Origin of the sequence: Lachnoclostridium sp. An76, assembly GCF_002161355.1 — a bacterium.
Taxonomy (GTDB): Bacteria; Bacillota; Clostridia; order Lachnospirales; family Lachnospiraceae; genus Mediterraneibacter; species Mediterraneibacter caccavium.
On the sequence record NZ_NFHL01000003.1, the window covers coordinates 198,392 to 224,497 of the forward strand.

25 protein-coding genes are annotated in these 26,106 nt (G+C 50.8%); 5 read left to right on the forward strand and 20 right to left on the reverse strand.

The window, feature by feature from the left end:
• Positions 1-131: 131 nt before the first annotated feature.
• Complete coding sequence (locus B5G27_RS07805) at positions 132-848, forward strand: adaptor protein MecA (RefSeq protein ID WP_087178345.1); 717 nt, start codon at positions 132-134, stop codon at positions 846-848.
• An 86-nt stretch (positions 849-934) separates the two neighbouring features.
• Here B5G27_RS07805 and B5G27_RS07810 read toward each other — a convergent pair whose 3' ends face one another.
• Together B5G27_RS07810 and B5G27_RS07815 are read right to left on the reverse strand one after the other, a co-directional pair.
• Positions 935-1,144, reverse strand: coding sequence for a DUF1858 domain-containing protein (locus tag B5G27_RS07810; protein ID WP_087178346.1), 210 nt, complete (start codon positions 1,142-1,144; stop codon positions 935-937).
• 505 nt (positions 1,145-1,649) lie between these two features.
• Positions 1,650-2,747: a C40 family peptidase gene (locus B5G27_RS07815; RefSeq protein ID WP_087178347.1), complete on the reverse strand. Its 1,098-nt coding sequence runs from the start codon at positions 2,745-2,747 to the stop codon at positions 1,650-1,652.
• 438 nt (positions 2,748-3,185) lie between these two features.
• Here B5G27_RS07815 and B5G27_RS07820 point away from each other — a divergent pair, with 438 nt between their 5' ends.
• The 3 genes from B5G27_RS07820 to rbr are packed head-to-tail and all read left to right on the forward strand — an operon-like array spanning position 3,186 to position 4,718.
• On the forward strand, positions 3,186-3,581 hold the full coding sequence (locus tag B5G27_RS07820) for a Fur family transcriptional regulator (RefSeq protein WP_087178348.1): 396 nt from the start codon (positions 3,186-3,188) through the stop codon (positions 3,579-3,581).
• A gap of 36 nt (positions 3,582-3,617) precedes the next feature.
• On the forward strand, positions 3,618-4,160 hold the full coding sequence (locus B5G27_RS07825; protein ID WP_087152476.1) for an NADH peroxidase: 543 nt from the start codon (positions 3,618-3,620) through the stop codon (positions 4,158-4,160).
• Positions 4,161-4,181: 21 nt separating this feature from the next.
• Positions 4,182-4,718, forward strand: coding sequence for a rubrerythrin (gene rbr, locus B5G27_RS07830; protein WP_087178349.1), 537 nt, complete (start codon positions 4,182-4,184; stop codon positions 4,716-4,718).
• A 134-nt stretch (positions 4,719-4,852) separates the two neighbouring features.
• Here the strand turns inward: rbr and B5G27_RS07835 are convergent, their stop codons facing one another.
• From B5G27_RS07835 to B5G27_RS07915, 18 genes are all read right to left on the reverse strand, one after another.
• Positions 4,853-5,755, reverse strand: a complete 903-nt coding sequence (locus tag B5G27_RS07835) for an ROK family protein (RefSeq protein ID WP_087178350.1) — start codon at positions 5,753-5,755, stop codon at positions 4,853-4,855.
• A 104-nt stretch (positions 5,756-5,859) separates the two neighbouring features.
• On the reverse strand, positions 5,860-6,123 hold the full coding sequence (locus B5G27_RS07840; RefSeq protein WP_087178486.1) for a GIY-YIG nuclease family protein: 264 nt from the start codon (positions 6,121-6,123) through the stop codon (positions 5,860-5,862).
• A gap of 200 nt (positions 6,124-6,323) precedes the next feature.
• Positions 6,324-7,106, reverse strand: a complete 783-nt coding sequence (locus B5G27_RS07845) for a M23 family metallopeptidase (RefSeq protein WP_087178351.1) — start codon at positions 7,104-7,106, stop codon at positions 6,324-6,326.
• Between the two features lie 72 nt (positions 7,107-7,178).
• A complete protein-coding gene (locus tag B5G27_RS07850) occupies positions 7,179-8,186 on the reverse strand; it encodes a SpoIID/LytB domain-containing protein (RefSeq protein ID WP_087178352.1) in 1,008 nt (335 codons plus the stop codon).
• Positions 8,187-8,231: 45 nt separating this feature from the next.
• On the reverse strand, positions 8,232-9,074 hold the full coding sequence (locus B5G27_RS07855) for a hypothetical protein (RefSeq protein WP_206608985.1): 843 nt from the start codon (positions 9,072-9,074) through the stop codon (positions 8,232-8,234).
• A gap of 59 nt (positions 9,075-9,133) precedes the next feature.
• Positions 9,134-11,608, reverse strand: a complete 2,475-nt coding sequence (locus tag B5G27_RS07860; RefSeq protein WP_087178353.1) for a glycogen/starch/alpha-glucan phosphorylase — start codon at positions 11,606-11,608, stop codon at positions 9,134-9,136.
• Between the two features lie 4 nt (positions 11,609-11,612).
• Positions 11,613-14,792, reverse strand: coding sequence for an isoleucine--tRNA ligase (gene ileS / locus B5G27_RS07865; protein WP_087178354.1), 3,180 nt, complete (start codon positions 14,790-14,792; stop codon positions 11,613-11,615).
• A 569-nt stretch (positions 14,793-15,361) separates the two neighbouring features.
• Positions 15,362-15,766, reverse strand: a complete 405-nt coding sequence (locus B5G27_RS07870; protein WP_087178355.1) for a hypothetical protein — start codon at positions 15,764-15,766, stop codon at positions 15,362-15,364.
• A 10-nt stretch (positions 15,767-15,776) separates the two neighbouring features.
• Positions 15,777-15,950, reverse strand: a complete 174-nt coding sequence (locus B5G27_RS16010) for a hypothetical protein (RefSeq protein WP_162611217.1) — start codon at positions 15,948-15,950, stop codon at positions 15,777-15,779.
• Between the two features lie 327 nt (positions 15,951-16,277).
• Complete coding sequence (locus tag B5G27_RS07875) at positions 16,278-16,592, reverse strand: PTS lactose/cellobiose transporter subunit IIA (protein WP_087178356.1); 315 nt, start codon at positions 16,590-16,592, stop codon at positions 16,278-16,280.
• A gap of 18 nt (positions 16,593-16,610) precedes the next feature.
• Positions 16,611-17,924, reverse strand: coding sequence for a PTS sugar transporter subunit IIC (locus B5G27_RS07880; RefSeq protein WP_087178357.1), 1,314 nt, complete (start codon positions 17,922-17,924; stop codon positions 16,611-16,613).
• 27 nt (positions 17,925-17,951) lie between these two features.
• On the reverse strand, positions 17,952-18,266 hold the full coding sequence (locus B5G27_RS07885) for a PTS sugar transporter subunit IIB (protein WP_191414334.1): 315 nt from the start codon (positions 18,264-18,266) through the stop codon (positions 17,952-17,954).
• 22 nt (positions 18,267-18,288) lie between these two features.
• On the reverse strand, positions 18,289-19,725 hold the full coding sequence (locus B5G27_RS07890) for a 6-phospho-beta-glucosidase (protein ID WP_087178358.1): 1,437 nt from the start codon (positions 19,723-19,725) through the stop codon (positions 18,289-18,291).
• A gap of 283 nt (positions 19,726-20,008) precedes the next feature.
• Positions 20,009-20,752 (reverse strand): MurR/RpiR family transcriptional regulator, encoded by a 744-nt coding sequence (locus tag B5G27_RS07895; protein WP_087178359.1) that lies wholly within the window; start codon positions 20,750-20,752, stop codon positions 20,009-20,011.
• A 23-nt stretch (positions 20,753-20,775) separates the two neighbouring features.
• Complete coding sequence (locus B5G27_RS07900) at positions 20,776-21,504, reverse strand: MurR/RpiR family transcriptional regulator (protein WP_087178360.1); 729 nt, start codon at positions 21,502-21,504, stop codon at positions 20,776-20,778.
• 201 nt (positions 21,505-21,705) lie between these two features.
• Positions 21,706-23,106, reverse strand: a complete 1,401-nt coding sequence (locus B5G27_RS07905; RefSeq protein WP_087178361.1) for an ATP-binding protein — start codon at positions 23,104-23,106, stop codon at positions 21,706-21,708.
• A gap of 160 nt (positions 23,107-23,266) precedes the next feature.
• Positions 23,267-25,150, reverse strand: coding sequence for a heavy metal translocating P-type ATPase (locus B5G27_RS07910; protein ID WP_087178362.1), 1,884 nt, complete (start codon positions 25,148-25,150; stop codon positions 23,267-23,269).
• A 162-nt stretch (positions 25,151-25,312) separates the two neighbouring features.
• Positions 25,313-25,531 carry a cation transporter gene (locus tag B5G27_RS07915; protein ID WP_087178363.1) on the reverse strand — a complete coding sequence of 73 codons (219 nt, stop codon included), beginning with the start codon at positions 25,529-25,531 and terminating at the stop codon, positions 25,313-25,315.
• Between the two features lie 202 nt (positions 25,532-25,733).
• Between B5G27_RS07915 and B5G27_RS07920 the strand changes: the two genes are divergently transcribed.
• A complete protein-coding gene (locus tag B5G27_RS07920) occupies positions 25,734-26,105 on the forward strand; it encodes an ArsR/SmtB family transcription factor (RefSeq protein WP_087178364.1) in 372 nt (123 codons plus the stop codon).
• Position 26,106 lies beyond the last annotated feature (1 nt).

Sequence of the window (26,106 nt, forward strand, 5' to 3'; positions counted from 1 at the left end):
TCGTTGATAACTCTGCGTGCCGCAATTTTATCTTTACATCTTTTTGGTTTTTGTTTATACTAATGATGAGAATATGTATCCAAATTTACTTTGTGTGCATATTATCATATATAGTATAAGGATGTGATCATATGAAGATTGAGAAACTCAATGAAAATCAGATTCGTTGTACGCTGACACATGCTGATCTTGCAGCCCGCCATCTGAAACTGAGCGAGCTGGCATATGGAACAGAGAAAGCAAAATCTTTATTTCGCGATATGATGCAGCAGGCATCCTTTGATTTTGGATTTGAAGCGGAGAATATCCCCCTGATGATAGAGGCTATCCCTTCTTCAGCAGATTCGATCGTTCTGATCATCACAAAGGTCGAAGATCCCGAAGAGCTGGACACACGGTTTTCAAAATTCACCCCGTCCGGAGATTCAGACCCTCTGAACCTGGAGGCGCTCGAAAAGCTCCAGGGCGCGGATGAATTCCTGAATCTCCTGAACAAGGTAAAGGAGGCGGCAGCAGGGACACGCACCTCCGAGCCGGGATCAGCCCCTTCTGCTTTTTCAGTACGCCTCTTCTCTTTCGAGACTCTCGACAGCGTGATCCGGGCTTCCCGCCTGCTCGCGCCGGTATACAGGGGCGCCAATACATTATATAAAGATGAAAGCACAGGAATGTATATCCTGGCCCTGGCGCCATCGGACCACTCCGCCAATGAGTTTAACAAAATATGCAACATGCTTTCCGAGTACAGTTCCCCCGAAAAGGCCGAAGCTTCTGTCCTCGCCTTTCTGGAAGAGCACTGTGACATCATCGTATCAGCAGACGCCGTACAAAAATTATCCGCATTGTAGTCCGGATATCAAAAAGCCCCTGACAGCCTGAACTCACACTCAGACTGTCAGGGGCCTTTTTATGCCGTGTCCTGATATCCCGGATATTATTTCCCTGCCGCTGTCATAGCCGCATTGATCTTTTCAACAAGAAGCACACTGTCAATGCCATGCACCATTGCCGCCTCCTCGAGCGTCTCCATCTGAGAAGCCGGGCAGCCGAGACAGTGCATCCCGATCTCCATCAGGATCGGTGCAGACTCCGGGAAAATGTTGAGAAGTTCTCCGATTTTTGTATCTTTAGAAATCTGTGCCATTTCTATTTCCTCCTTATAAATAAATGATAATTTTCAGCGGTTATTATTATAAGCCCTGTCAATTAATTTATCAACAATGTTTTTGCTTTTATACAGCGTGGTATACCGCTTTCTTTTCTGAATTGTCAGATTTGTCCACACCTGTTTTTCGTTTTTTTGAATACTCAAAAGTCAATATTGAATCCGATTTTTTTCGACATTTTTACATTTTCATAACAACTCGCCAAAACGTCCGTTCTTTTTTCAGCCCTGAGTAATTCACCAAAAACACATGTTTTTATGTGGATAATGTGGATAACTTTGTGGAAATCCTTATTTTTTCCACGTTTTTCGTGGTTTGCGATGTGGATAAGTTGAAAACTCCATTTTATTTAATTTCGACGCTTTTTTACAAATAAAAACATTTTTGTGCACTTTGCTTATCCGCGCGCTCCTTATGTCGAAAAAGGGAGCCGTACTCTTCATCTGAAGTACAGCCCCCATTCTTCCATTTACTTCCAGTCTTTTACAAGACCCTCCTTACAGCAATGATATTTGTATATGTGGCACTGCATATCCCGATGCCGTCTGCTTCATTCATAGCATTGACGATCGTGCCGTCTCCCATATACAGTCCTACATGCCCGTCATAGAGGATCAGATCGCCGGGCAGCGCCTCCGCATAGCTTACGGCATATCCCGAGTTTACCATCTCATAGGTAGTCCTCGGCAGGCTTACGCCGAAATGGGCATAAACGGACTGGACGAACCCGGAGCAGTCAGCTCCGTCTGTCAGGCTTGTCCCGCCCCATACGTATGGGTTCCCGATAAACTGGCATGCATAGTCAATGACCGCCTGCCCTGTGACACTGCCGCCCGGGAGAATGCCCGCCGCAGCGCCTGTCTCTGCCGCCCGGGCCTCTTCCGCCCTGCGTGCTTCCTCCTCAAGCCTTGCCTCTTCCTCCTCCTTCGTCTCCCCATAAGAGTAAGAAGTCTCTTCTGTCACATAGTTTCCCGACACCCAGCCGTCAATCTCCCCGACTTTGACCGGATACCAGCCATCCACAGGATCTCCTGTCACTTCGTATGTCTCACCGAGCCCGACCTGAGTCAGGATATCCGCGCCAGTCCCCTGACCATCCCTGACATTCAGGGCATACGCTGTGACCGTGACCGTATGGTCCTCAAACTCTTCCGCCCGCAGCGACGCCTCCCCGCCTGTGATCAGGGAATCCGCCGGCACATATCCCTCAGCCGACCCGGACCTGACCTTCGTCCAGCCGTCCAGATATTCCAGCACCTGGGCCGCTGAATCCTGATACAGTTTCCCGACCCAGTCGCTGTTTTCGTCCGGAGCACTCCTGATATAGGTATAATCTCCTGTATCAGAAAATGCCATATTCAAATACTCTCCCTCTTCTGTTGGCACCAGATAGAGATTGATATTATCCTTCACCTCTGTTTCATAACACTTCTCCAGTACCGATTCGATCCCTGATGCCTGTACGAAGGGCTGTTCCCCGGTCTTCCCGGCAGCCGGTACATCAAGCACCCTCCCCGGGACCAGGATCATCCCTGCCACAGCAGAGAGGATCACCTTTTGCTTAATGTGTGTCTTATCCATATAAAACCTCCTTCATTTCATGTCTTTATCTTTTGTAGGAAGTTCTAAATGTTACACATTTGTTAAATTTGTTACGGTAACATTATACCAACAGAACCTCGCATTGTCAACTGATTTTGCAGGCATCCCGCAGACATCCATCGACATATACTGTGTATCCATCCCATATTTCTTCTCTCCGCCTGCACATCTGTTAATTATTTTGTAACATATTGACGGAAATATGCGCTGCCTAATATCTTCATATTAAATATGGCAAAGATACAGTCCCACTTCCCCCGCTTACTGTTCCCCGGATTTTTTTAATTAGGTATGTTCCCCGGATTTTTTTAATTAGGTATTGACAAGTCCAGGATTATGTATTATATTTTAATTACAGTAATCGTTATCATTATTAATCGATTCCTGTTTCATCCAGAAATGAAAGGGGGATTCCCATTGGCAGCTTTGAAATACAGTAGGCAACGAGAATCCATCAAACATTACCTTATGTCAACCAGGGAGCATCCTACCGCTGACACGGTCTATATGCATGTGAAAAAAGATTTTCCGAATATCAGCCTTGGGACTGTATACAGGAATCTGAATCTTCTCACAGATATCGGGGAGGCGATAAAGATCTCTACGCCGGATGGCGGGGACAGGTTTGACGGAAGGGTCGAACCGCACAATCATTTTTTGTGTACAAAGTGCGGACGGTTACTGGATCTGGATCTGGACATGCACAGTATCGAGGAGGTCAATCGGATGGCGGCAGAAAACTTCGACGGCATCATTACTTCCAGTTCCACGTTGTTTTACGGTGAATGCAGTGACTGCATTAAAAAGTCATAAAAATATATTTTAAAAAAAGAAAAGGAGACAAAGATCATGAAAAAATGGGTATGTACAGTATGCGGTTATGTTTATGAAGGAGAGGCTGCTCCGGCTGAATGTCCGGTATGTCACGCTCCGGCTGAGAAATTCCAGGAGCAGTCCGGCGAGATGACATGGGCTGCTGAGCACGTTGTAGGCGTTGCGCAGGGCGTAAGCGAAGACATCCTTGCTGACCTGAGAGCAAACTTCGAGGGCGAGTGCTCTGAGGTAGGTATGTATCTTGCAATGGCAAGAGTTGCTCACAGAGAAGGATATCCGGAGATCGGCCTGTACTGGGAGAAGGCTGCTTACGAAGAGGCAGAGCACGCTGCTAAATTCGCAGAGCTCCTCGGCGAAGTCGTTACAGACAGCACAAAGAAGAACCTTGAGATGCGTGTAGAGGCTGAGAACGGCGCTACTGCAGGTAAATTTGACCTTGCGAAACGTGCGAAAGCTGCAAACCTTGACGCGATCCATGATACAGTTCACGAGATGGCAAGAGACGAGGCCCGTCACGGAAAAGCATTCGCAGGTCTTCTGAAGAGATACTTCGGCTAATAAAAACAGGAGGATCCCATTATGTCAAAATATGAGGGAACAAAAACAGAGAAAAATCTGATGGAAGCATTCGCCGGCGAGTCGCAGGCACGCAACAAATATACCTATTACGCTTCCGCCGCAAGGAAAGCCGGATTCGTACAGATGGCGAACATCTTTGAGGAAACCGCAAACCAGGAAAAAGAGCATGCCAAAATGTGGTTTAAAGAATTCCACGGGATCGGCAGCGTTGAGGAAAACCTTGCTGACGCTGCAGCCGGTGAGAATTACGAATGGACCGATATGTATAAGAGGATGGCTGAGGAAGCCGAGACAGAAGGATTCCCGGAACTTGCCGCTAAATTCCGCGGCGTTGCCCAGGTAGAGGCAGCTCACGAGAAACGCTACCAGAGGCTTCTCGACCACTACCGTCAGGGAAAAACATTTAAAGACGAGGCTCCTCTCGGCTGGAAATGTAATAACTGCGGATACATCTATGAGGGCGAGGAAGCGCCGGAGATCTGTCCGGTATGCGCACACCCGAGAGCTTATTTCGAGAGAAAAGCTGAAAACTACTAAGATTTCTCCGCTGTAATACTATACAGTACAGAAGAACAGGATCCAAACAAAAAGTCCGGGAGTATGCAAGGCATCCGCCGCATACTCCCGGTTTTCTATTTCAGAGATTTATCTTCTCCGCCCTTTCATCTGCATCACGCCTGTTTCTGAGTCATCGGAAGCATCGCAGCACCCACGATCCCCGGCTCCTCCAGCTCTGCTTCCTTAAACACTACGGACTGCATCCCTGCATGGATCATAGAGCGGTAATATTTTTCCATTTTGTCAAAGAAGACATCCTTGCCTTTCATTACTCCGCCGCCTACGACAAACACATGCGGATCTATGATATGTCCGATCGCGCTGAACATCATGGCAAGGTCATATGCCATAGCGTCCACGATCTCAAGAGCCTTCTCATCGCCTTTTCGCGCCAGTTCAAAAACATCTCCCGCATTGGTTATACTGTCGCCGAATACAGCCCTTCCCTTGCGGGTGATCGCTGTACCGCTGGCTTCGTTCTCCACAGCGCCCACATTCAGGATATTATATTTCTCCCGGTTCCGGTCAATGCATATATTTCCGATCTCTCCGGCATGTCCGTTCTGTCCGCTGATCACTTTTTTGTCAATGACAAGCGCACCGCCGATCCCTGTGGAGATCGTCACATAATAAACGATCGGATATCCTTTTCCTCCGCCGAGCACTGCCTCGCCAAGAGCCGCGACCTTCACGTCATTATCCATATAAGCCGGCTTCTGGAAATGCTTCTGTATGTAATCCGCTATCGGGAATCCGATAAGCTTCGGCAGGTTTGTGGACACGATGATCTTCCCGTTGACCGTATCGATCGGCCCCGGGATCCCCATCCCGATCCCTTCGCATTCCTCATAGCCTTCCAGGCTCTCGATCAGGGAGGTCATTGTCTCCATGACAGCCTCCGCGCCCCGCTCAGGATGGCTCTCTGACTTCTTCATATTCAGGATCTCGCCATCTTCGCTTACGATCGCTGCACGAATGTTTGTACCGCCGAGGTCAACTCCTATAAACTTTCTCATATTCTTTTTTCTCCTTTTTCTTTTTATTATACATAATATGAATCTCCGACTGCAACAGAAATCCGATCCATTTTCCCTGTTCTTTTCCCACCGCCTTTTTCCCTTCAGGGAATATCAGCAGCCGCTCCCGACCTGCGGATCATTTCTTCTTTTTTAGCCCGTGGCATATGCTTGATGGCCCATTCGCGGCTCATGGCTTCTTCCTTTGTCAGGAACTCTTCATAATACGCCAGTATGACCGGCCTGCGGGATCTGGTATATTTGGCGCCTCTTCCCTCATTGTGATCCCTGATACGTTTGTCCAGGTCATTAGTCCAGCCGGTATAGAGAGTCCCGTCGCTGCATCTGACAATATAGGTATAATTCACTTTCCTCACCTCTTCAGCCCTTTGACACTTATATTTTCCCCTGTCCATAGCAATGTCCCCCTGCCCTGTATTGTACCCATTACGCGGGATTTTGTAAATCTGTTCGGCGAAATCCTGTAGCGCTTACCGGACGGCGCAGAAAAACAGACGGCCCTGTGCAGGAAAAACTGCCGGTCCGTCTGTTTTCAGCCCACTTGATACTATTCCATAAAATTCATAGGATCCACCGGTTCTCCGTCTTTGAGGATCTCAAAGTACAGGTTGGGTCCTTCTATACTGTAATATTTGGTCGGTTCGCTGAGATTCCCGATCTTTTCCCCCGCATTGACATAATCGCCTGCTGAGAGCGCCACATCTGTAAGCTGGCCGTATACGGCGGTATATCCGTTCCCCATATCCAGACTGACTGTTGTCCCTGTCTGCGCTGTCTCCGCGATATCCGTCACGATCCCTGCTGCGGAGGCCGTGATCGTCTCTCCGACTTCGCCGCTGATGATCATCGCAGGATTATACTTGTACTGCTCCAGAGTCTGGAAAAACACGGTCTGATCCATACTGTACCCCATGATCACCGCTCCGCTGGCAGGCCATGTAAGGACGCTTTCTTCTGAAAACCACACGCCCGATGTATCAGCTCCCGACGCTGCCGCCCCATCGGCATCCCCGGTGCCTGCACCCGCGCTGTCCTGCCCTCCGTTCTCTCCGCTCTCCGTACCGGGGCTGTTCTCCTCTGATGCTGTGCCTTTGTCCTCCTGTCCTCCTGCTTCAGGCAGGACGATATCATCTGTTGTTGTCTCTTCTGTCTTATCTTCTGTAAGCTGTTCTGCCTGCTTTTCGGCTTTCGCCATCTGTTCGTCAATGTCCTTCTGATAGTTATTAAAAGTATATACCCCTACCAGAGCAATGACCGCCACAAAACAGATCACAATGCCGACCGCAGCGCCCCTTCTCTTTAAGAAGGATGGTCTTTCATTCTTATTCATTGTCATCACCTCTGGCTATATTTTTGCCAGAAAACATCCGTATTATTCCACACTTTGAAAAACCATTGAAAATCAGAACAGTTCCGTCTCCTGGATGTCTTTTTTAAGCTCAGTGCCCTCAAAAAAGAACGCAAGGATCTCTTCATATGACATCCCCTCTTCATCCATCTTTTCCGCTGTCCAGATGCTCATCCCCAGCCCGTGCCCGTTCCCGGTGGTTGTGATCTTTATCTCACTGACGGCATCTGCATCTCCCTGTGTCTCACTGAAGGAAAACGCGCTGGACGGGAGCCCCAGGGCATCCCTGAACTGATCGCCTGTACAGAGTGTATCCCCGATCCTGAGCTGGCTGACATATCCTGCCAGATCATATGCCGTTATCTCAAAATCTGCAAACGTATATCCCTTCTCTGCCTGTTCTCCGTCAGCGGCAGCGACCAGGAAATCGCGGCATGCCGCCTGGATCTCATCACAGGAGAATGTAAAAACCTGGATCTCATTGTCCGCCTCTTTGTCGTCAGGGCACTCCCTTACCGCCACATAAGGATAATCCCCGGTCCCCATGACCTCCTCCGCGCTCCTTGTCTTCCCGCAGCTGGACTGGTGGAAGGGAGTCCACGCATAAGCATCCCCGTACATGAGCACTGTATCATCCGTCTGTTCTACAGCACGTATGTATTTTTCATAATACTCCGGAGCTTTTTCCTGTCCCCACTGTTTTTTCATCTCTTCGCGCGTCATGTAGTCCATGTCAAGTATTTTGTCTTCCGATCCGCTCAGCCCGCGGTAGATCTGGGTCCTGATGATCACTGCCTGTGCTTTCATCGCCTCTTCCCCAAGATCAGCCGGCACCTCTCTGGCGAGGATTCCTGCCAGATAGTCTGTCCAGCCGATCTCCGCAACGCCGTCCGCCTCCTCCGTATCCGGCACTTTTACCTTTACATAAAACGCACTGTCCCCGCTGTCTGCCGCGGCGTCTGCGCCATTTACGAACACAGAGATAATATACGGGAGCAGGATAATGATCACAAGGAATGCAGCGACAGATTTCAGTTTCTGCTCGATCACATATCGGTCCATAAAAAACAGCCCTCCATACTGTATTGTATGAAGAGCTGTCCTCTGTCATTCTGTTTTCTCGTCCCTGTCCGCTTCCGGCCCTGCAGCCCCTGCTGTCTCTGCGGCAGGCGCGGCGCCTTCTTCGCCAGCCAGAGGAACCGGGACATCCACCGGATTTTCCGGTCCGCCCTGCGGCGGCGCCGGCGGTGTTGCTGCCGGTCCTTCCGGTCCGCCGGGAATGACCGGCGGGAGCGGCGCCGGCGGCGGAGTAATCTTCGGCTCCATCCCCGGATTAAAATCCCGTTTCCGCATCACAAAGAAGCAAAGCGCCTCGTAAAGCGGGACCACGATCATCAGCACCGCGTGCACAAGCCCCATATTCCCCGTAGTGAATCTCTCCAGGATCTGCTTGTTGATCAGGACTTTCAGCGCCATCTGCGCTGCCTGTGCCGCGATCACCGCCACGATCAGCAGTGTGTACAGCATGATAACGAACAGCAGCGCGATCCCCGCGCCTCCTGCGCCGGATATCTGGGCAGCAGCGCCCACTCCGGTCACGAGGATGATAAGAACTCCGAACACGCCTGCCAGAACACTGGATATGATCGGAATGACCAGGTTCCAGATCCCCGGATTTTTGATCTCTTTGTTTTTCAGTTTGATCGGCCCGGCGAGTTCGCCCTGGAAATAATCCCTCGCGTAAGGGATGAACGCCAGCCACGGATACTCTTTCCCCATCCGTTTTCCGATCGTATACAGTCCGACTGAATGGAAGATATAGCTTACCAGTACAAAGGCCAGTATCAGTGTGAGGATGATCAGATAAACTGATAAGATCACGCCGACCAACCCTTCTGAATTGCTGACCGGATAATTATATTCATACGTATAATGATAATCACGACCCATTTATTACTGCCTCCTGTTTTCTGTCATTCCCCGCCTCTGTTCCTCTCTGCTGCTTCTGTTTATTCATCCTGCCCGGACGGCACTTCGACCTTCTCCAGATGCCAGATATCCCTGACATACTCTTCGATCGTCCTGTCGGAAGAGAATTTGCCGCTGCACGCTGTCTGCATCATCGCCATGCGTGACCATCTCTGCTGGTCGCGGTATGCCTCTTCCACCCGCTTCTGCGCTTCTGCGTAGGAGCGGAAATCCTTCAGGATAAAGTACATATCCGCCCTGTCCGTGCACTGTGTATTGAGCAGTGAATTGTACAGGTTCTTGTACATATTGTGGTCGCCGTGAGAGTATGTGCCGTCCATGAGCTGATCGACCACGCGCTTGAGCTCCCAGTCATTGAAATAGATATCCTGCGGATTGTAGCCGCCGTTGTTCTCGTAGTTGATGACTTCCTCTGAGCTCAGTCCGAAGATAAACGCATTCTCCTCGCCGACTTCCTGTACGATCTCTACATTCGCACCGTCCATGGTGCCCAGCGTCGGAGCGCCGTTGAGCATGAACTTCATGTTTCCTGTACCGGACGCCTCTTTGGAAGCTGTGGAGATCTGCTCGCTGACATCCGCTGCCGCGAAGATGATCTCCGCGTTGGACACGCGGTAATCCTCGATAAATACGACTTTCAGCTTTCCGTTGATGCTGCGGTCGTTATTGACAACCTCTGCAACGGAGTTGATCAGCTTGATCGTCTCCTTTGCCCTCAGATAGCCTGCAGCCGCCTTCGCACCGAAGATAAATGTTCTCGGATAGAAGCTCATCTCCGGATGCTCTTTGATCTGGTTGTACAGGTACATGATATGCAGGATGTTGAGGAACTGTCTCTTATACTCGTGGAGACGTTTTACCTGCACGTCGAAAATGGAGCGCGGGTCAACATCGATGCCGTTGTGTTCCTTGATATATTTCGCCAGGCGTACTTTGTTCTGGTACTTGATCTGCATGAACTCACGCCTTGCGTTCTCATCGTTTATATATGGCTTTAAGTTCGCGATCTTGGACAGGTCTGTGATCCAGCCGTCTCCGATCTTGTCTGTGATCCAGTCAGCCAGGAGCGGGTTGCCGTGCGCGAGGAATCTTCTCTGTGTGATGCCGTTTGTCTTATTGTTGAATTTCTCCGGCATCATCTGGTAGAAGTCCTTGAGCTCCTGTTTCTCCAGGATCTCTGTGTGGAGTTTTGCCACGCCGTTTACGGAGAAGCCGGCGATGATCGCCATATTCGCCATGCGCACCTGTCCGTCCATGAGGATCGCCATCTTTTTCACTTTGTTCTCATCGCCCGGATACATCTCGCGGACTTTGATGAGGAAGCGGCGGTCGATCTCCTGTACGATCTGGTAGATACGCGGGAGAAGCTTGGAGAACAGGTCGATCGGCCATTTCTCAAGAGCTTCTGCCATGATCGTATGGTTTGTATACGCGCAGGTCTTTGTCGTCACATCCCATGCTTCCTCCCAGTTCAATCCTTCCTGGTCGATGAGCAGACGCATCAGCTCCGGAACCGCAACGGTCGGATGGGTATCATTCATCTGGATGACAACTTTCTCGTGGAGCTTCCTGATGTCGCTGTGTTTCTTCTTATATTTCGCGATCAGCGCCTGGAGGCTGGCGGAAATGAAGAAATACTGCTGTTTCAGCCTGAGCTCTTTTCCGGAGTAGTGGTTATCGTTCGGATAGAGGACATCCACGATCAGCTTCGCCAGGTTCTCCTGCTCCACTGCTTTGTGATAGTTACCTCTGTCAAACTCATCCAGCTTGAAGTCTGTAATCGCCTGTGCATCCCATACGCGCAGCGTATTCACCACATGGTTGCCGTATCCGACGATCGGCATATCGTACGGGATCGCAAGGACAGACTCATAATTTTCCTGGATGAAGATATCTTTTCCCGTCTCCGGGTCTTTCTCAAAACGGATATTTCCGCCGAAGCGCACTTCCTTCGCGTACTCTTCCCTGCGCAGCTCGAACGGGTTGCCTTCCTTTAACCAGTCGTCCGGCACTTCCTTCTGATAGCCGTTCTCGATCTTCTGCTTGAACATACCATAGCGGTAGCGGATGCCGCAGCCGTAAGCCGGGTAGTTCAGTGTTGCGAGGGAATCGAGGAAACATGCGGCAAGCCTTCCCAGGCCGCCGTTTCCAAGAGCCGCATCCGGCTCCTGGTCCTCGACCACATCCAGGTCGATCCCCATCTCGTCAAGCGCTTCCCTGACTTCTTTGTATGCTTTCATATTGATGAGGTTATTTCCCAGGGCACGGCCCATCAGGAACTCCATGGACATATAGTACACGGTCTTGGCATCCTTCTCATCATAAGCTTTCTGCGTCGCAAACCAGTCGTCAAAGATCTCATCCTTCACCGCATAAGACACTGCCTGGAACAGCTGCTGCGGAGTCGCCTCTTCAACCGTTTTTCTGTACAGTGTTTTCACATTCTCTTTTACTGTCTCTTTAAATGTTTCTTTTTCAAATCTTTTGCTGAACATCGTTCTATTTTCCTTCCTTTTCCACGCCCATTGTAACTGCTTCACCATTGATCTTCCACTCCTTCACGAAGCCTGCCGGCTCTGCTTTTACAACCTGGTCAGCCAATACCTCTCCGCTGATCTGTCCTGCGTATTTTTCGAAAACTGCCTCTGCCTTCTCTGTTCCTTCATATGTCACCCGGATCCGGTCCATGACCTCGAAGTCCGCTTCTTTTCTCATTGTCTGGATCTTGCTGATGATCTCGCGCACGAATCCTTCTTCAAGAAGTTCTTCAGACAGGTTCGTATCCAGGACGACCGTAATGCCGTTGTCATTTTCAGATACATAGCCTTCTGTCTGGGCTGTGTCGATGAGCAGGTCTTCTCTGAAAAGAGTGATCTCCTGTCCGTTCACATCCAGTTTCAGGGCTCCGGTCTCATTGACCTCATCCATGGCCGCGTTTCCGTCCAGAGCGTCCAGGGCAGCTTTGATGCCGCCTAACATTTTACCATATTTTGGCCCGACTGTCTTTAACTGCGGTTTAAAAGTATATGAAGTAAAGTCTCTTACATCGTCAGTAAACTTAATATTCTTAACATTCAGTTCATCCGCGACGATCTCCTGGTAAAATTCCGGGAGGCTGAACGATGCTTTCACAAACATCTGGCCGATGGGCTGGCGGTTCTTGATATTGGAGGCATTCCTGCACGCGCGTCCCATGACTACGAGCTTCAGGACATTGTCCATGTTCTGCTCCAGCTCTGCGTCGATCTGCTCCTCATGCACTTCCGGGAAGAGGCACAGGTGGATGCTCTCCGGCGCGTCTTTGTCAATGCTGCGTACAAGGTTCTGGTAGATCTCCTCTGTCATGAACGGGATCATCGGAGCCGCCGCCTTGGATACGGTCACGAGGGCTGTATACAGTGTCATGTATGCATTGATCTTATCCTGCTCCATGCCCTTTGCCCAGAAACGCTCGCGGCTTCTCCTTACATACCAGTTGCTCATGTCGTCCACGAACTCCTGGAGCGCTCTTGCCGCCTCCGGGATGCGGTAATTGCCGAGATTGTCGTCCACAGCTTTTACCATGGTATTCATCTTGGAGAGGAGCCATTTGTCCATTACGGAAAGCTTATCGTACTCCAGTGTATATTTTGTCGCGTCGAACTCATCGATATTCGCATAGAGGACGAAGAACGCATAGGTGTTCCACAGAGTGCCCATGAACTTACGCTGTCCCTCTGTCACGGCCTTTCCGTGGAAGCGGTTCGGAAGCCACGGCGCGCTGTTGATATAGAAGTACCAGCGGATCGCGTCCGCGCCGTATTTCTCCAGCGCGTCGAACGGATCGACGGCATTTCCCTTGGACTTGCTCATCTTCTGGCCGTTCTCATCCTGCACATGTCCCAGGACGATGACATTCTTGTACGGCGCCTTATTGAAGATCAGCGTGGAGATCGCCAGCAGGGAGTAGAACCATCCTCTTGTCTGGTCCACCGCCTCGGAGATAAAGTCCGCCGGGAACTGCTGCTCGAACAGTTCTTTATTCTCAAACGGATAGTGATGCTGCGCGAACGGCATGGAGCCGCTGTCAAACCAGCAGTCGATCACTTCCGGCACGCGGTGCATCTCTTTGCCGCATTTCGGACACTTGATGGTCACCGCGTCGATGTACGGGCGGTGCAGTTCGATGTCGTCCGGGCAGTTATCGGACATTTCTTTCAGCTCTGCGATGCTTCCGATGGAATGCATGTGTCCGCACTCGCACTCCCAGATGTTGAGCGGGGTTCCCCAGTAGCGGTTGCGGCTGATGCCCCAGTCCTGGACATTCTCGATCCAGTCGCCGAAGCGGCCCTTGCCGATACTCTCCGGGATCCAGTTAATGGTGTTGTTGTTGGCGATCAGGTCGTCTCTTACCGCTGTCATCTTGATGAACCAGGACTCGCGCGCATAGTAGATCAGCGGTGTGTCGCATCTCCAGCAGTGCGGGTAGCTGTGCTCGAACTTCGGAGCGTCGAAGAGCAGTCCTCTGCTGTCCAGGTCTTTTAATACTTCCGGGTCTGCTTTCTTTACAAACAGTCCGGCGAACGGCGTGGATTCCGCCATATTTCCTTTTTCATCTACGAGCTGTACGAACGGAAGGTCATATTTTCTTCCCACATTCGCGTCGTCTTCACCGAATGCCGGCGCGATGTGTACGACTCCCGTACCGTCTGTCAGGGTTACATACGTATCGCATGTCACATAGAATGCTTTCTTATTCTGCTTTGCAGCTGCGTCTGCTGCGCACTGGTAGAGCGGCTCATACTCCTTGCCCTCAAGGTCTGTGCCCTTGTATGTCTCAAGGATCTCATATGCCGGTCTGCTCTCCGCGCCATTCTCCTTGTCTCCTGCCGCGCCGAGTTTACCGAGAACGGTGTCAAGAAGAGCGCACGCCATATAGTAGGTGTAGCCGTCTGCTGCCTTTACCTTCGCGTAGTCCTCGTTCGGGTTCACACAGAGCGCAAGGTTGGACGGCAGCGTCCACGGCGTGGTCGTCCATGCAAGGATATATGCGTCTTCGTCTTTCACTTTAAATCTTACGACTGCGGAGCGCTCTTTGACGTCCTTGTAGCCCTGGGCAACTTCCTGGGCGGACAGCGGCGTGCCGCAGCGCGGGCAGTAGGGCACGATCTTAAAGCCTTTGTAGAGCAGGCCTTTGTCCCAGATCTGCTTTAACGCCCACCACTCGGATTCAATGAATGTGTTGTGGTATGTTACATAGGGGTGTTCCATATCAGCCCAGAAGCCGACTGTGCCGGAGAAGTCCTCCCACATCCCTTTATATTTCCACACACTCTCTTTACATTTGTCGATGAACGGCTCCAGACCGTATTCCTCGATCTGATCCTTGCCGTCCAGCCCGAGCGCCTTCTCGACCTCGAGCTCCACCGGCAGGCCGTGGGTATCCCATCCTGCCTTTCTCGGGACCATGTATCCCTTCATCGTGCGGTAGCGCGGGATCATGTCCTTGATGACACGTGTGAGCACGTGTCCGATATGCGGTTTCCCGTTTGCTGTCGGCGGGCCGTCGTAGAAGATGTATTCCGGGCATCCCTCACGCTCTTCGATGCTCTTCTCGAAGATGTGGTTGTCATCCCAGAACTTCTCGACTTCCTTCTCACGGCCGACAAAATTCATATCTGTTGATACTTTTTTGTACATGTCTGATCTTTCCTTTCTGTTTAGCCCGAGGTGAGGATATGTCCATTTCGGGCGCGCTTCCGCTCGGGACGGAACGCAGCGGTACATAGGACTGCAAAATACGCAGTCCAAGTGCCGGCGTTCCTTTACGGCCCTCAATGGACATATCCTCACCTCGGGCTTTCCAGAACGGAGAACGAAATCAAAACGGAGAGCTCTAGAAATAAAAAGGCTCCCGTCCTGTAAAAGGACGAAAGCCTTACTGTTCTCTCGTTTTAACCACCTGTTACATCATACTTGGAGCGGTCTGCCGCCTGCTCCGCATATGGCGTCCCCTAACGCGGGAACTCACGTCAGCCCTTACTCTCGCCGTACAATACAGATCCGGCGCGCCTTCTGGGCTGCGGCTCGGGAGTGATATTCGGCAGTACCCTACTGATGCCGGGCTTGCACCATCTCCCGGCTCGCTGGGATGTTCGGATAAGACCTACTGTCTCCGTCACAGCCTTTGCTATTGGATTTATGCACATGTTATTATATAGAGAAACGGGAGATCCGTCAAGATTTTTCTGGTGGTTCGTGCGGTTTACTTACTCCAGGATCTCCTTCACCTGTTCCAGCGAAATACTGCATTTCTCCGATATCACTTCCGGTGACTCTCCCTGAGCTGCAAGCTTCAAAACCTGTTTTGTAAGCTGAACTCCCTGTGTAAACCCCTGTTGTATTCCTTCAGTACGGCCTTTGCTGTCCGCTTCTTTTAATTCTTCTGCAAATAATTCTTTCAACGCATCACACATTTTCTTCTCGACCTCCATTTGTTCCCAGTTCGCTCTTGTGATCAGATCCATCACTGCTGCGTAATCTTTTGATTTCCTGTGTTTCTCATATTCCCGCATAAGTTTTCGTATCTCTCCACCTGCCCGAAGATCAGTCCGCATACTCTGCAGCCAGAAATTCTCCCTGTCAGACAGTTCCGGAAGAATCAAAAGCTGCATTGGAAACGGGTCACCTTTCAGGTAGTATATCTTTCAGCTTTTTTATGATAAGAATATCCATCTGCAGCGGTTTTTTACTCAGAAGATATTCTTCATGCATCTCCAGATATCTCATTTCATCCTGCAGCGTAATGCGCAGAGCGGCCCCAAAAGCAGGGTGCCATTGTAGTTTTGCTTTATCCATCTTATCTCCTTAAGTATAATACATCTTGTTTTTCTGGTGCAACTTTATATTTAAATGATTATTTCTGCAATGGCATCACCCCGCCTTTCGATTATAATCGTGTGAAATCCGCCCTGAATATACGGGCATGAATATTGGATGCAGCATGCGATGAATCTGCCGAGTGCAGTCCGCATGAGATAAAGACAGAATAACATAGTTATTCGAAAAAAGGAAGAGTCCAATATTTTGTCAAATCAGGTTCAAATCAGGTTTTTACAAAAAGGGACAGGGCAAAACGCGGTTTGGGACGTAGTAAAATCGGATTTTACTACGTCCCAAACCGGGTTATTTTTCGATTTTCTTATATACTTCGATAAATTCTTCCGCCATGATCCGGAATGTCTCCGCGCTCATGAGCTGGTCCTCGGCGTGCATCAGGATAAGCCCCGACTCGTTCAGCTCGCCGTTGGCGTCCTGCGCCAGCAGGTCCGCGTGGATGTGATGGCCTTCCGTGAATGCCTCGTCGCCCTGGCGGATCTGTTCCTGTGCGGCCTCAAAGTCGCCCTGTTTTGCGCACTGCACGGCATTGACAAAACAGGATCTTGCCGTGCCCACATATGTAATGATTCCGAAACATGCGGTTTCAAATGCTTCTGTCATATCTGTATTCCTTTCTTTTTACCAGTCGTCATCATTTCCTTCTTTTTCTGCTTCCGCCTCTTTGACCAGATTCAGCTTATCGACTCTCTTTGCAAACGGAAGGTACACGAAGAAGGAGATGATAAATATTACAAGCTGCAGCAGCGCCGTTCTCCATCCTCCGATCAGGAAGCCGGAGATGATCGGCGGGCAGGTCCACGGTACCTGTGTCGCGCCGTACAGCGGGCAGAGCCCTGTGTAGAGAGCAGCATACTGTAAGATACAGGAGATCACCGGCATGGCGATGAACGGAAATGCCAGCACCGGGTTCATCACGATCGGGAGACCGAAGAGGATCGGCTCGTTGATGTTGAACAGCGCCGGAACGAGCTCCAGCCTTCCGAGTGTCTTCATCTGTTTTGACCTTGCCATGAAGAACATGTAGATGACAAGTCCGATCGTAAGGCCTGCTCCTGTCACGTTGATGAACTGGTCGAAGAACTGCATGGTTACGATATGTCCGCCGTTTGCCACAGTCAGCTCGATCCCTTTGTCGATCAGCGCCTGGTTCTCAAGGCTGTTCGCCTGCAGGATACCGGTCATGATACCGCCCACGATGGTGGAGCCGTGTACACCGAAGAACCACAGGAACGGAGTCAGGAAGCACATCAGCAGCGCGCCGCCGATGGAATCTGTCATGCCCTGCAGAGGTGTCTGGATCACATTGTAGATCAGTTCCATGGCTGTCGTGTGGAATCCCATGGAGCAGATCCCATGTATGATCGTTGCGCCCACTACGATCACCGCGCCCGGGATCAGTGCGGAAAACGCGTTGGACACGCCTTCCGGGACGCCGGCCGGCATCTTGATCCGGATATCTTTTTTCAGGAACCAGCAGTATACGGATCCTACGATCAGGCCGACGATGATCGCGCCGACCATGCCCTGTCCGGCTGTCCAGCTCTTATTGATGATGCCGCCCACAACGTCCCCGCTCTCTGTTGTGATGGATGCCGGCGTCATCATAATGAACACACCGAGGGCTACGATCGCACCGCTCAATGGCTCCTGTCCGTCAAGTTTGATATAGTTATATGAAATACCAAGCACGGCGATCATGGCGCTGATATTGAATGTCGCGCCGTTCGCCTGCTCAAGCACTGCCTTGATGCCTGTCTCTTCAAGCACGTCCACTACTGCCTGGACCGGGAAGTTGGTAATGATCAGGAATACCGAACCCACGATCAGCAGCGGCATCGAGTAGACCATACCGTCTTTGATTGCCTGGATCCCCTTGAGATTGATAAATGCCATGATCTTGGGGATGATCTTTTCATTCATTAGTTTCTGCATATCTCATTTCCTCTCTGATACTTTAAATCATTCTTTTCCTGCCGCCAGTTTGAACGCAAACCGGAGCACGTTCATGCCGTTGCACATGCCGTAGTCCGCCATCGGGATCACGTCCACCGGAACCCCTGCCGCGCCACAGATCTCTTTTGATTTGGCGAGCTGATAGCCTACCTGCGGTCCGAGGAGCGCCACGTCCGCCTCACCGATCAGCCGCTCCATATCAAGGATCGGATAGGCTTTGATATCCACTTCTTTCCCCTTTTCTTTCGCCGCTTCCTCCATCTTCTTTACGAGCAGGCTCGTTGACATCCCGTTTGCGCAAAACAGTCTGATCCTCAACATTGTTCTCATCCTCCTTAAATTTTTACAAAACTTCTCCGTTGCTCTCTATCACTTTCTTATACCACTCGAAGGAATCTTTCTTCCTTCTCTCCAGCGTTCCATTGCCCTGGTTGTCCTTATCCACGTAGATGAAGCCGTAGCGCTTCTCCATCTCACCGGACCCGGCGCTCACCAGATCGATGCATCCCCACGGCGTGTAGCCCATGACAGGCACCCCGTCTGAGAACATGGCTTTTTTCATCTCGACGATATGCCGTCTGAGATAATCGATGCGGTATGTGTCATGCACTTCGCCGTTTTCCAGCTTATCGTAAGCGCCGAATCCGTTCTCCACGATAAAGATCGGCCTGTGGTATCTCTGATACAGCAGGTTCAGGGAATACCGAAGCCCCTGCGGGTCGATCTGCCATCCCCAGTCGCTCTTCTGCACGTAGGGATTGCGTGCCGTGTAAAATCCTTCCGCCACCTTTGTGCAGTCCTCTGTCTCCACGCTGCTGATCGTCCCGCTCATGTAGTAGCTGATGCCGATGTAATCGACGCACCCCTCTTTCAGCGCTTTCAGGTCATCCTCTGTCATATCCAGGACAATCCCTCTCTCCCGCCGGAACGCTTCCATGAACGCCGGATATTCGCCGAATACATGCAGGTCTCCGTAATAGTAGAGGCGGTGCTCCATGGCGATCTGAGCTGCGATCTCATCCTGCGGCGAGCAGGTCCTGGCATAGAACGGCACCATGGCAAGCATGCACCCGATCTGGAAATCCGGGTTGATCTCATGCCCCAGCTTCACCGCCATCGCGCTGGCCACCATCTCGTAGTGGACCGCCTGCTGCAGGACCGTCTGCACATCCTCGTCCTCCCGGTAGATGATCCCGGAGTTCGTCCATCCGCCCCAGGCGTTCTGGACACTGGACTGGTTGTTGACCTCGTTAAATGTCATCCAGTATTTTACTTTATCTTTATAGCGTCTCATGACTGTACCGGCAAATTTTACGAAAAAGCCGATCAGCCTCCTGTCTCTCCATCCGCCGTATTTTTTCACCAGATGGAAAGGCATCTCAAAATGGCTCAGCGTGATGACCGGTTCGATGTTGTACTTCAGCAGTTCGTCAAACAGGTCGTCGTAGAACTGAAGCCCTTCTTCATTGGGCTCTTCCTCATCCCCGTTCGGGAAGATCCTCGTCCAGGCGATGGATGTGCGGAAGCACCGGAACCCCATCTCTGCGAGCAGCCGGATATCTTCCTTATATCTCGTATAGAAATCGATCGCCTCGTGGTTCGGATAATAGTGCCCCGGCAGGACCCCGTCGGTAATCTCCCGGTCTTTGCCGTTCGCACCCGCGGTCATCACATCCGCGATGGACAGGCCCTTGCCGCCTTTGTCATATCCCCCTTCGAGCTGGTGCGCAGCTACTGCACCGCCCCATAAAAAATCATGTGGAATTTTTCTTGTTTCCATACCTTCCTGATCTCCTTTTCCAAGTTAGGTTTGGGTCCACATGAGCGCTCATGTACTATGCAAATCTTATCATAAATCCGCCTGTTTACAATTATTTTTAGTTAATCTGACACATATTTGCCGGAATATCATTTGTTACATAAAAAAAACAGGTTCTACGGCATGATATACACTGATCTGCTGCCGCATAGTCTGTTTTTTTACCTTATTTTTCGCCTCTAATTTTTCGCCCCTTATTTTTCGCAGCATCCCGGGGCTGCAGGCTGTACTGCCTGGACTGCTGCTATTTTTCGGTTTTGGAACTCTGGATGGCTGCCGCCAGCCTTTCCAGGATATATACCGCCGGAATCTGGGATATCCTGCTTATGTGATCCAGTTCCCCGCAGATCTCCGGCATATAGCAGGCAAAGTTGATATCCGACATCTGCGCCGCCGGGCACTGGGCGGTGTTCGTTATGCTGATCACGGACGCGCCTGCCGCTTTGTACCGGTTGATCCGCTCAACCGTCTCGTCCGCTTCTCCCGACGCGGAGAGGACGAGGAGCACACTCCCTGAATCCAGCTTCGGACAGGACAGGCCCGATCCGTTCTCCGCAGAGAATACCGCCTTCCCTGCGCTGCTCAGAAGATAAGCCCCGTACCTTGTGAGCATCCCGCTCTCCCCGTCTCCGCACAGGATGATGAGCCCCGCTTTCTCACAGATCCCGGCAGCAAGTTCCATATCCCTTAAGAACTTCCCGGCCTGCTCCGAGCTGCGGATAAACTGCGTCGCCGGGACAGCGTCATAACTGCACGCTCTCTCCCGGTGTCCGAGTTCCTTCCTGATCCGGTATTTCAGTTCCGTATATCCTTCGCACCCGGCTTTTTCACACAGGCGCAGGACTGTCGTCGTCGAGACGCCCGCAGCGTCCGCGAGCTGGCGGATGTTCATCTTCGGGATCTCTTCCATATGTAAAGTAATGTAATTATAGACCTTAAATTCACCCGGCTTCATCTGCCGGATCTGTTCAGGATCGAAAAGGGACATGTTTCCTGCCTCCGTCTGACGATTTACGGATTATCGCTGTTGTACAGTTTCTTAGCCAGGGTCTCGATGATATAGATCACCGGGATCTGGGTCGTCACATTCCGCTCATTGACGAGCGCCTCCGCCACATGATATGAGATATTGCAGTCCGCCATCCTTGCCAGGACCGAATTGGCATTGTTTGTGATGGAGATCAGCCTGCTGCCCCGCTCCTGAAGCTGCGACGCGATTGTAATGGTCTGGCTCGTCAGGCCGGATTCCGACAGTGCGATCGTCACTGTGTTCTCCGCCAGATCCTGCAGGACCGGCAGCCACGGGTCATCGATAAACAGACTGAAACGCCCTACATTGGAAAAATATCTCGCGCCGTATTTCCCAAGCATACCGGAAGAGCCCACCCCGATGAAGATCGTGCAGCGGGATTCTCTCAGATACTGGAATGCCTTCTCTATGCTCTCCTGAAAATCTTCAGACCGGACCTGGTTCACAAAGCTCTGGAGCTCCGCAGTGCCGTCGTCTTTCAGCGCGTCCCGCTTGCCCTCCAGATGTTCTCTGTATTTGAGCTTGAACTCACTGTATCCGTCCGCCCCGCATTTCCGGCAGAAGCGCAGGATCGTAGCCGTGGAGACATGGGCCATGGCAGCCAGCTCCTTGATCGGCATCCTGCTGATCCGCCCCCGGTTCTTCACGATGCAGTCATAGACCGCAAGGTCAAGGTCTGTAAACGTATCCATCATCTCTTTTGTAAACATCGCTCAATCCCCCTGTCAGAATTCCAGACTGTCTGTGTTTAACATCTCCATTGCCGGGTTCAGATGACAGAGAGATCCGTTATATGAAAAGGCGGCTGATAAACTGACATGCTTGATCCTCCTGCTCGAGACTTACTTATTATCTTGCTTATTATCTTGGTGTTTATAGCATACCACAAATATTTATGAAAAGAAAGGCGACTAACTCATCGAATACATCTCCTCCAACGTGACAAGCCGCACCTCGCCACGCTGCCCGGCGTTTTCCAGCCCTTCCGTAAATCCGGCCTTTGAAAAAATATAATAATGATACCTGCTTCCCTTCCCAAATACAGCAGCATATGATCTGAGCCGTTCCAGTTCATCAAGCCCGGTCTTTTCTTTTTTATACTTGCAGGAACCTATGATATATTCACTGCCCTCTGCCGGACATCCTATTATATCGATCTGTACCTGTCTTCTTGTCTTCCTGTCTGTGCCCCACCACTGACCGAGATCACACATAGCTATCGGGAGATCCTCTGCATAGTAAAGCAGATACTGCCGACACATATTCTCAAAAGTCAGTCCCATATAATCAGCCAAATGCGCCTTTACAGCGCGGTCATATGTTTCACCGATACGCCCGGACGCCACAGCAATGATATTTTTCGGCACGAAGCGGTACCAGAAACGGAAAAACTGATCCGCAAGAAGATAAATCGTTTTCTTTCCCGGTCTTTCTGTAACAGGGGTTTCTTTCTTAATGATTCCCAGTTCCATGAGCGTATGGATATATTTTGAACAAGGACCGGTCTCTGTTCCCGTCTTCGTAGCAATCTCATTCATTCGGGAGGCGCCTTCTGCAATCGCCCGGATGACAGCATTATAAACAGCCGGTTCTCTCAGTTCCTGCTTCAGCAGATTCTCCGGCTCCTCAAACAGATATCCCGACCGGTCAAACAGATTTTCCAGCAAAGCGTCATCCACCGATCCGCGCACACCCAGCTTATTGATATAATGAGGAACTCCGCCTGTGATCCCGTAGATCAGTGCGTTATCTTCTTCGGAAAGTTCCGGATGAAAAACAGCGGTTTCCCTGTAATTCAGCGGCTCAATCTTAAACTGCCCGGTTCTCCTGCCATACAGAGGACTTTCATGGCCGAGCACCTGATTTTCCATAAAGCTCATAGACGACCCGCAGAGGATCAGATACAGTTTCGTATGGACCCAGCGGTGATCTATCAAATGTTGGAGAATGGATGAAACAGCTGATTTTGCTTTCGCCAGATATGGATATTCATCGATCACAAACACAAGTCGTTCCTCTGATGCGATCCTGCCGATCTCATTGAACGCATCCTCATACGTATCGAATCGAGCTCCCATATCCGATCCCGGATACTTATACGCAAAGACCGCGCGGGATAATGTCTCAAGATTTTCCTGTTCTGTCGAATCCAGCGCAGAAAACAGGATCGTTGGTTTCCCTTTACAGAATTCATTGATCAGTGCAGTTTTTCCAACGCGCCGCCTTCCATATATGACAATACACTCAAACTGACCATTGTCATAGCGCCTGTTCATCTTTTCCAATTCCGAATCACGACAATAAAACATCATCTCATCTCCATTCTGTCAGGTTTTTGGATTTATTTAGTATCTCACAAGTTAGTATCTTACGATTATATTAATATCATTCATTAAAAAAGTCAACATTGATTGGGGACGTAGTAAAATCCGATTTTACTACGTCCCCAATCAAGTTTCACCCTGTCCCTTTTCACAATTTTTTCACAAACAGCGCCCGGATCGCATTTAGTACCGCGATGATCATGACGCCCACATCCGCGAATATCGCCAGCCACATGTTGGCCACGCCCACTGCGCCGAGCACGAGGCAGATGAGTTTAACGCCGATGGCGAACCAGATATTTTCATACACGATCCGGAGACATTTTCGCGAGATCCTGATCGCCTTGGCGATCTTCAGCGGATCGTCGTCCATGAGCACGATATCCGCCGCCTCAATAGCCGCATCCGAGCCCATGGCTCCCATGGCGATACCGATATCCGCCCTGGAGAGGACCGGCGCGTCGTTGATGCCGTCTCCCACGAAAGCCAGCTTTCCTCTGGCCGGTTTCTGCGCGAGCAGTTCTTCGACTTTGGCCACTTTGTCTGCCGGAAGCAGCTCGGCATGGACTTCGTCGATGCCAAGATCCGCCGCCACATGCTCTGCCACCTTCCGGGAATCACCGGTCAGCATGACAGTCTTCTCTACGCCTGAGCGCTTCAGCGCCCGGACTGCCTCTCTGGCATGAGGCTTCTCTATATCAGAGATCACTATATGTCCGGCGTATCTGCCGTCCACTGCCATGTGGATGATCGTTCCTGACTGATGGCAGTCGATCCATTTCACGCCCAGTCTGTCCATGAGCTTCGAGTTGCCCGCTGCCACTTCCACACCGTCCACCTTCGCAGTGACGCCGTTTCCGCTGATCTCCTGTATCTCTGTCACACGGCTGCGGTCGATCTCTTTCCCGTATGCGCGCTGGAGACTTTTGCTGATGGGATGGGAGGATGCGCTCTCTGCCAGCGCCGCATATTCCAGCAGCTCTTCTCTGTCCATCTGATTGTGGTGGACTGCATTGACTTCGAACACACCCTGCGTGAGTGTACCGGTCTTGTCAAATACGACATATTTCGTCTGCGACAGGATCTCCAGATAGTTGGAGCCCTTCACAAGTACGCCTGCATTGCTTGCGCCGCCGATCCCCGCGAAGAAACTTAATGGGATACTGATGACCAGAGCGCATGGACAGCTTATAACAAGAAAGGTAAGCGCCCGGTAGACCCATGTCTCCCACTGGGCGTCCAGCCCCATGCCGAACATCCGCACAAGCGGCGGCAGGAGCGCCAGGGCAATGGCGCTGTACACGACGGCAGGCGTATATATCCTGGCAAATCTGGTGATAAATGCCTCTGACCTTGATTTTCTTGAGCTGGCGTTCTCTACCAGGTCCAGGATCTTCGATACTGTCGAATCCCCGAATTCTTTCGTAGTCCTGATCTTAAGGACCCCAGTCATATTGATACATCCGCTGATCACCTCGTCGCCTTCTCCCGCCTCTCTCGGAAGGCTCTCCCCCGTGAGGGCGCTTGTGTTCAGCGCTGTGCTCCCTTCTATGATAATGCCGTCGATAGGCACTTTCTCCCCCGGCTGCACTACGATCACAGAGCCGATCTCCACCTCGTCCGGGTCAACCTGCGTAAGCTTCCCGTCTGTCTCGATATTGGCGTAATCCGGACGGATATCCATAAGGTCGCTGATATTCCTGCGGCTCTTTCCGACCGCATAACTCTGGAACCACTCTCCCACCTGATAAAACAGCATGACCGCGATCGCCTCAGTGTAATCCCCGCTGTCTGTCAGCGCTATGACGATCGCCCCCACTGTGGCGACCGCCATGAGCAGGCTTTCATCAAACGGCTGCCGGTTTTTGATCCCTTTAAATGCCTTCAGCAGGATATCGTATCCTATGACCAGATAGGGCACTAGGTAGAGGATAAATCTTGCCATCCCCTCGACCGGCACAAAATGAAGCGCGATCATGAGCGCTGCCGCTATGAGTATCCTCGCCAGCATTTTTTTCTGCTTCTTGCTCATATCTTCTCCTCTTTTCTTTTAAATAATTAAACAATCTTTTAATCATATCGTAACAGGAAGAGAGCCATTTACAGCCCTCTGTCCCTGATCCATTCATGCCATATTAAAGAAAGGCTTTTGCAGAATGTTTTTTGACAAGATCACCTTTTACAGGATAATCTCTTACAGAAAGATCTCGCAGTCGTCTTCCACTCTCTTGCAGTTCTTCCGCACTTCCTGCATGACTGCTTTCGCGTCGTGCCCCTCCTCGAACTCCACGTTCATCTTCAGTGTCATAAAGTTTACTACTGCATCTTTCACGCCGGCTGTATTTTTCGCCGCCTGCTCCATCTTATTTGCACAGTTCGCGCAGTCCACATCGATCTTATAAGTCTTTTTCATATCATCTCACTCCTTATGCTATCTCTGTATCATCCATTTCGATTAAACAATTATTTAATTGTTGACTATAATGTAATCCAGACCGTATAATAAGTCAATAGAAAGACTGCTCATTCTCCCGTTTGGGCGAAAAATATTTCCGATTGGAGCAATCAGTCTGAAACGGAACAGAAACAGTACAAAATCATAAAGGAGGCTCCTGATGGAACAAAAAGCACTGCCCCATGACCATGGGCATCATAACGAAGAAGAGATCATGAAGCACATGCCCGGCGAAGATGAGATCGCCGGCGTATCAGAAGCGATGAAACAGCTCGGGGACCCGAGCCGGCTGCGCATCTTCTGGCTTTTGTGCCACTGCGAGGAATGCGTGCTCAATATCGCTGCCATCGTCAATATGACCAGTCCCGCAGTCTCCCACCATCTCCGCCTTTTAAAAAGCAGCGGGCTCATCGTGAGCAGGCGGGAAGGGAAGGAAATGTATTACCGTACCGCGGATACCGAGCTTGCGCAGGTGCTCCACCATACGATCGAAAAACTCGGGCGGATCACCTGCCCCGAACAGCACAGCTGAC

Excerpts from the sequence above, each read along its gene's own strand:
- B5G27_RS07825 (WP_087152476.1), top strand. The coding sequence starts at position 3,618 with ATGAAAAAATGGGTATGTACAGTATGCGGTTATGTTTATGAAGGAGAG.
- B5G27_RS07875 (WP_087178356.1), bottom strand. The coding sequence starts at position 16,592 with ATGACAGAAGCATTTGAAACCGCATGTTTCGGAATCATTACATATGTG.
- B5G27_RS07885 (WP_191414334.1), bottom strand. The coding sequence starts at position 18,266 with ATGTTGAGGATCAGACTGTTTTGCGCAAACGGGATGTCAACGAGCCTG.
- B5G27_RS07880 (WP_087178357.1), bottom strand. The coding sequence starts at position 17,924 with ATGCAGAAACTAATGAATGAAAAGATCATCCCCAAGATCATGGCATTT.
- B5G27_RS07845 (WP_087178351.1), bottom strand. The coding sequence starts at position 7,106 with ATGAATAAGAATGAAAGACCATCCTTCTTAAAGAGAAGGGGCGCTGCG.
- B5G27_RS16010 (WP_162611217.1), bottom strand. The coding sequence starts at position 15,950 with ATGGATAAAGCAAAACTACAATGGCACCCTGCTTTTGGGGCCGCTCTG.
- B5G27_RS07910 (WP_087178362.1), bottom strand. The coding sequence starts at position 25,150 with ATGAGCAAGAAGCAGAAAAAAATGCTGGCGAGGATACTCATAGCGGCA.
- B5G27_RS07815 (WP_087178347.1), bottom strand. The coding sequence starts at position 2,747 with ATGGATAAGACACACATTAAGCAAAAGGTGATCCTCTCTGCTGTGGCA.
- rbr (WP_087178349.1), top strand. The coding sequence starts at position 4,182 with ATGTCAAAATATGAGGGAACAAAAACAGAGAAAAATCTGATGGAAGCA.
- ileS (WP_087178354.1), bottom strand. The coding sequence starts at position 14,792 with ATGTACAAAAAAGTATCAACAGATATGAATTTTGTCGGCCGTGAGAAG.
- B5G27_RS07805 (WP_087178345.1), top strand. The coding sequence starts at position 132 with ATGAAGATTGAGAAACTCAATGAAAATCAGATTCGTTGTACGCTGACA.
- B5G27_RS07920 (WP_087178364.1), top strand. The coding sequence starts at position 25,734 with ATGGAACAAAAAGCACTGCCCCATGACCATGGGCATCATAACGAAGAA.
- B5G27_RS07905 (WP_087178361.1), bottom strand. The coding sequence starts at position 23,106 with ATGATGTTTTATTGTCGTGATTCGGAATTGGAAAAGATGAACAGGCGC.
- B5G27_RS07870 (WP_087178355.1), bottom strand. The coding sequence starts at position 15,766 with ATGCAGCTTTTGATTCTTCCGGAACTGTCTGACAGGGAGAATTTCTGG.
- B5G27_RS07915 (WP_087178363.1), bottom strand. The coding sequence starts at position 25,531 with ATGAAAAAGACTTATAAGATCGATGTGGACTGCGCGAACTGTGCAAAT.
- B5G27_RS07890 (WP_087178358.1), bottom strand. The coding sequence starts at position 19,725 with ATGGAAACAAGAAAAATTCCACATGATTTTTTATGGGGCGGTGCAGTA.
- B5G27_RS07900 (WP_087178360.1), bottom strand. The coding sequence starts at position 21,504 with ATGTTTACAAAAGAGATGATGGATACGTTTACAGACCTTGACCTTGCG.
- B5G27_RS07895 (WP_087178359.1), bottom strand. The coding sequence starts at position 20,752 with ATGTCCCTTTTCGATCCTGAACAGATCCGGCAGATGAAGCCGGGTGAA.
- B5G27_RS07850 (WP_087178352.1), bottom strand. The coding sequence starts at position 8,186 with ATGGACCGATATGTGATCGAGCAGAAACTGAAATCTGTCGCTGCATTC.
- B5G27_RS07835 (WP_087178350.1), bottom strand. The coding sequence starts at position 5,755 with ATGAGAAAGTTTATAGGAGTTGACCTCGGCGGTACAAACATTCGTGCA.
- B5G27_RS07810 (WP_087178346.1), bottom strand. The coding sequence starts at position 1,144 with ATGGCACAGATTTCTAAAGATACAAAAATCGGAGAACTTCTCAACATT.
- B5G27_RS07855 (WP_206608985.1), bottom strand. The coding sequence starts at position 9,074 with ATGGGTCGTGATTATCATTATACGTATGAATATAATTATCCGGTCAGC.
- B5G27_RS07860 (WP_087178353.1), bottom strand. The coding sequence starts at position 11,608 with ATGTTCAGCAAAAGATTTGAAAAAGAAACATTTAAAGAGACAGTAAAA.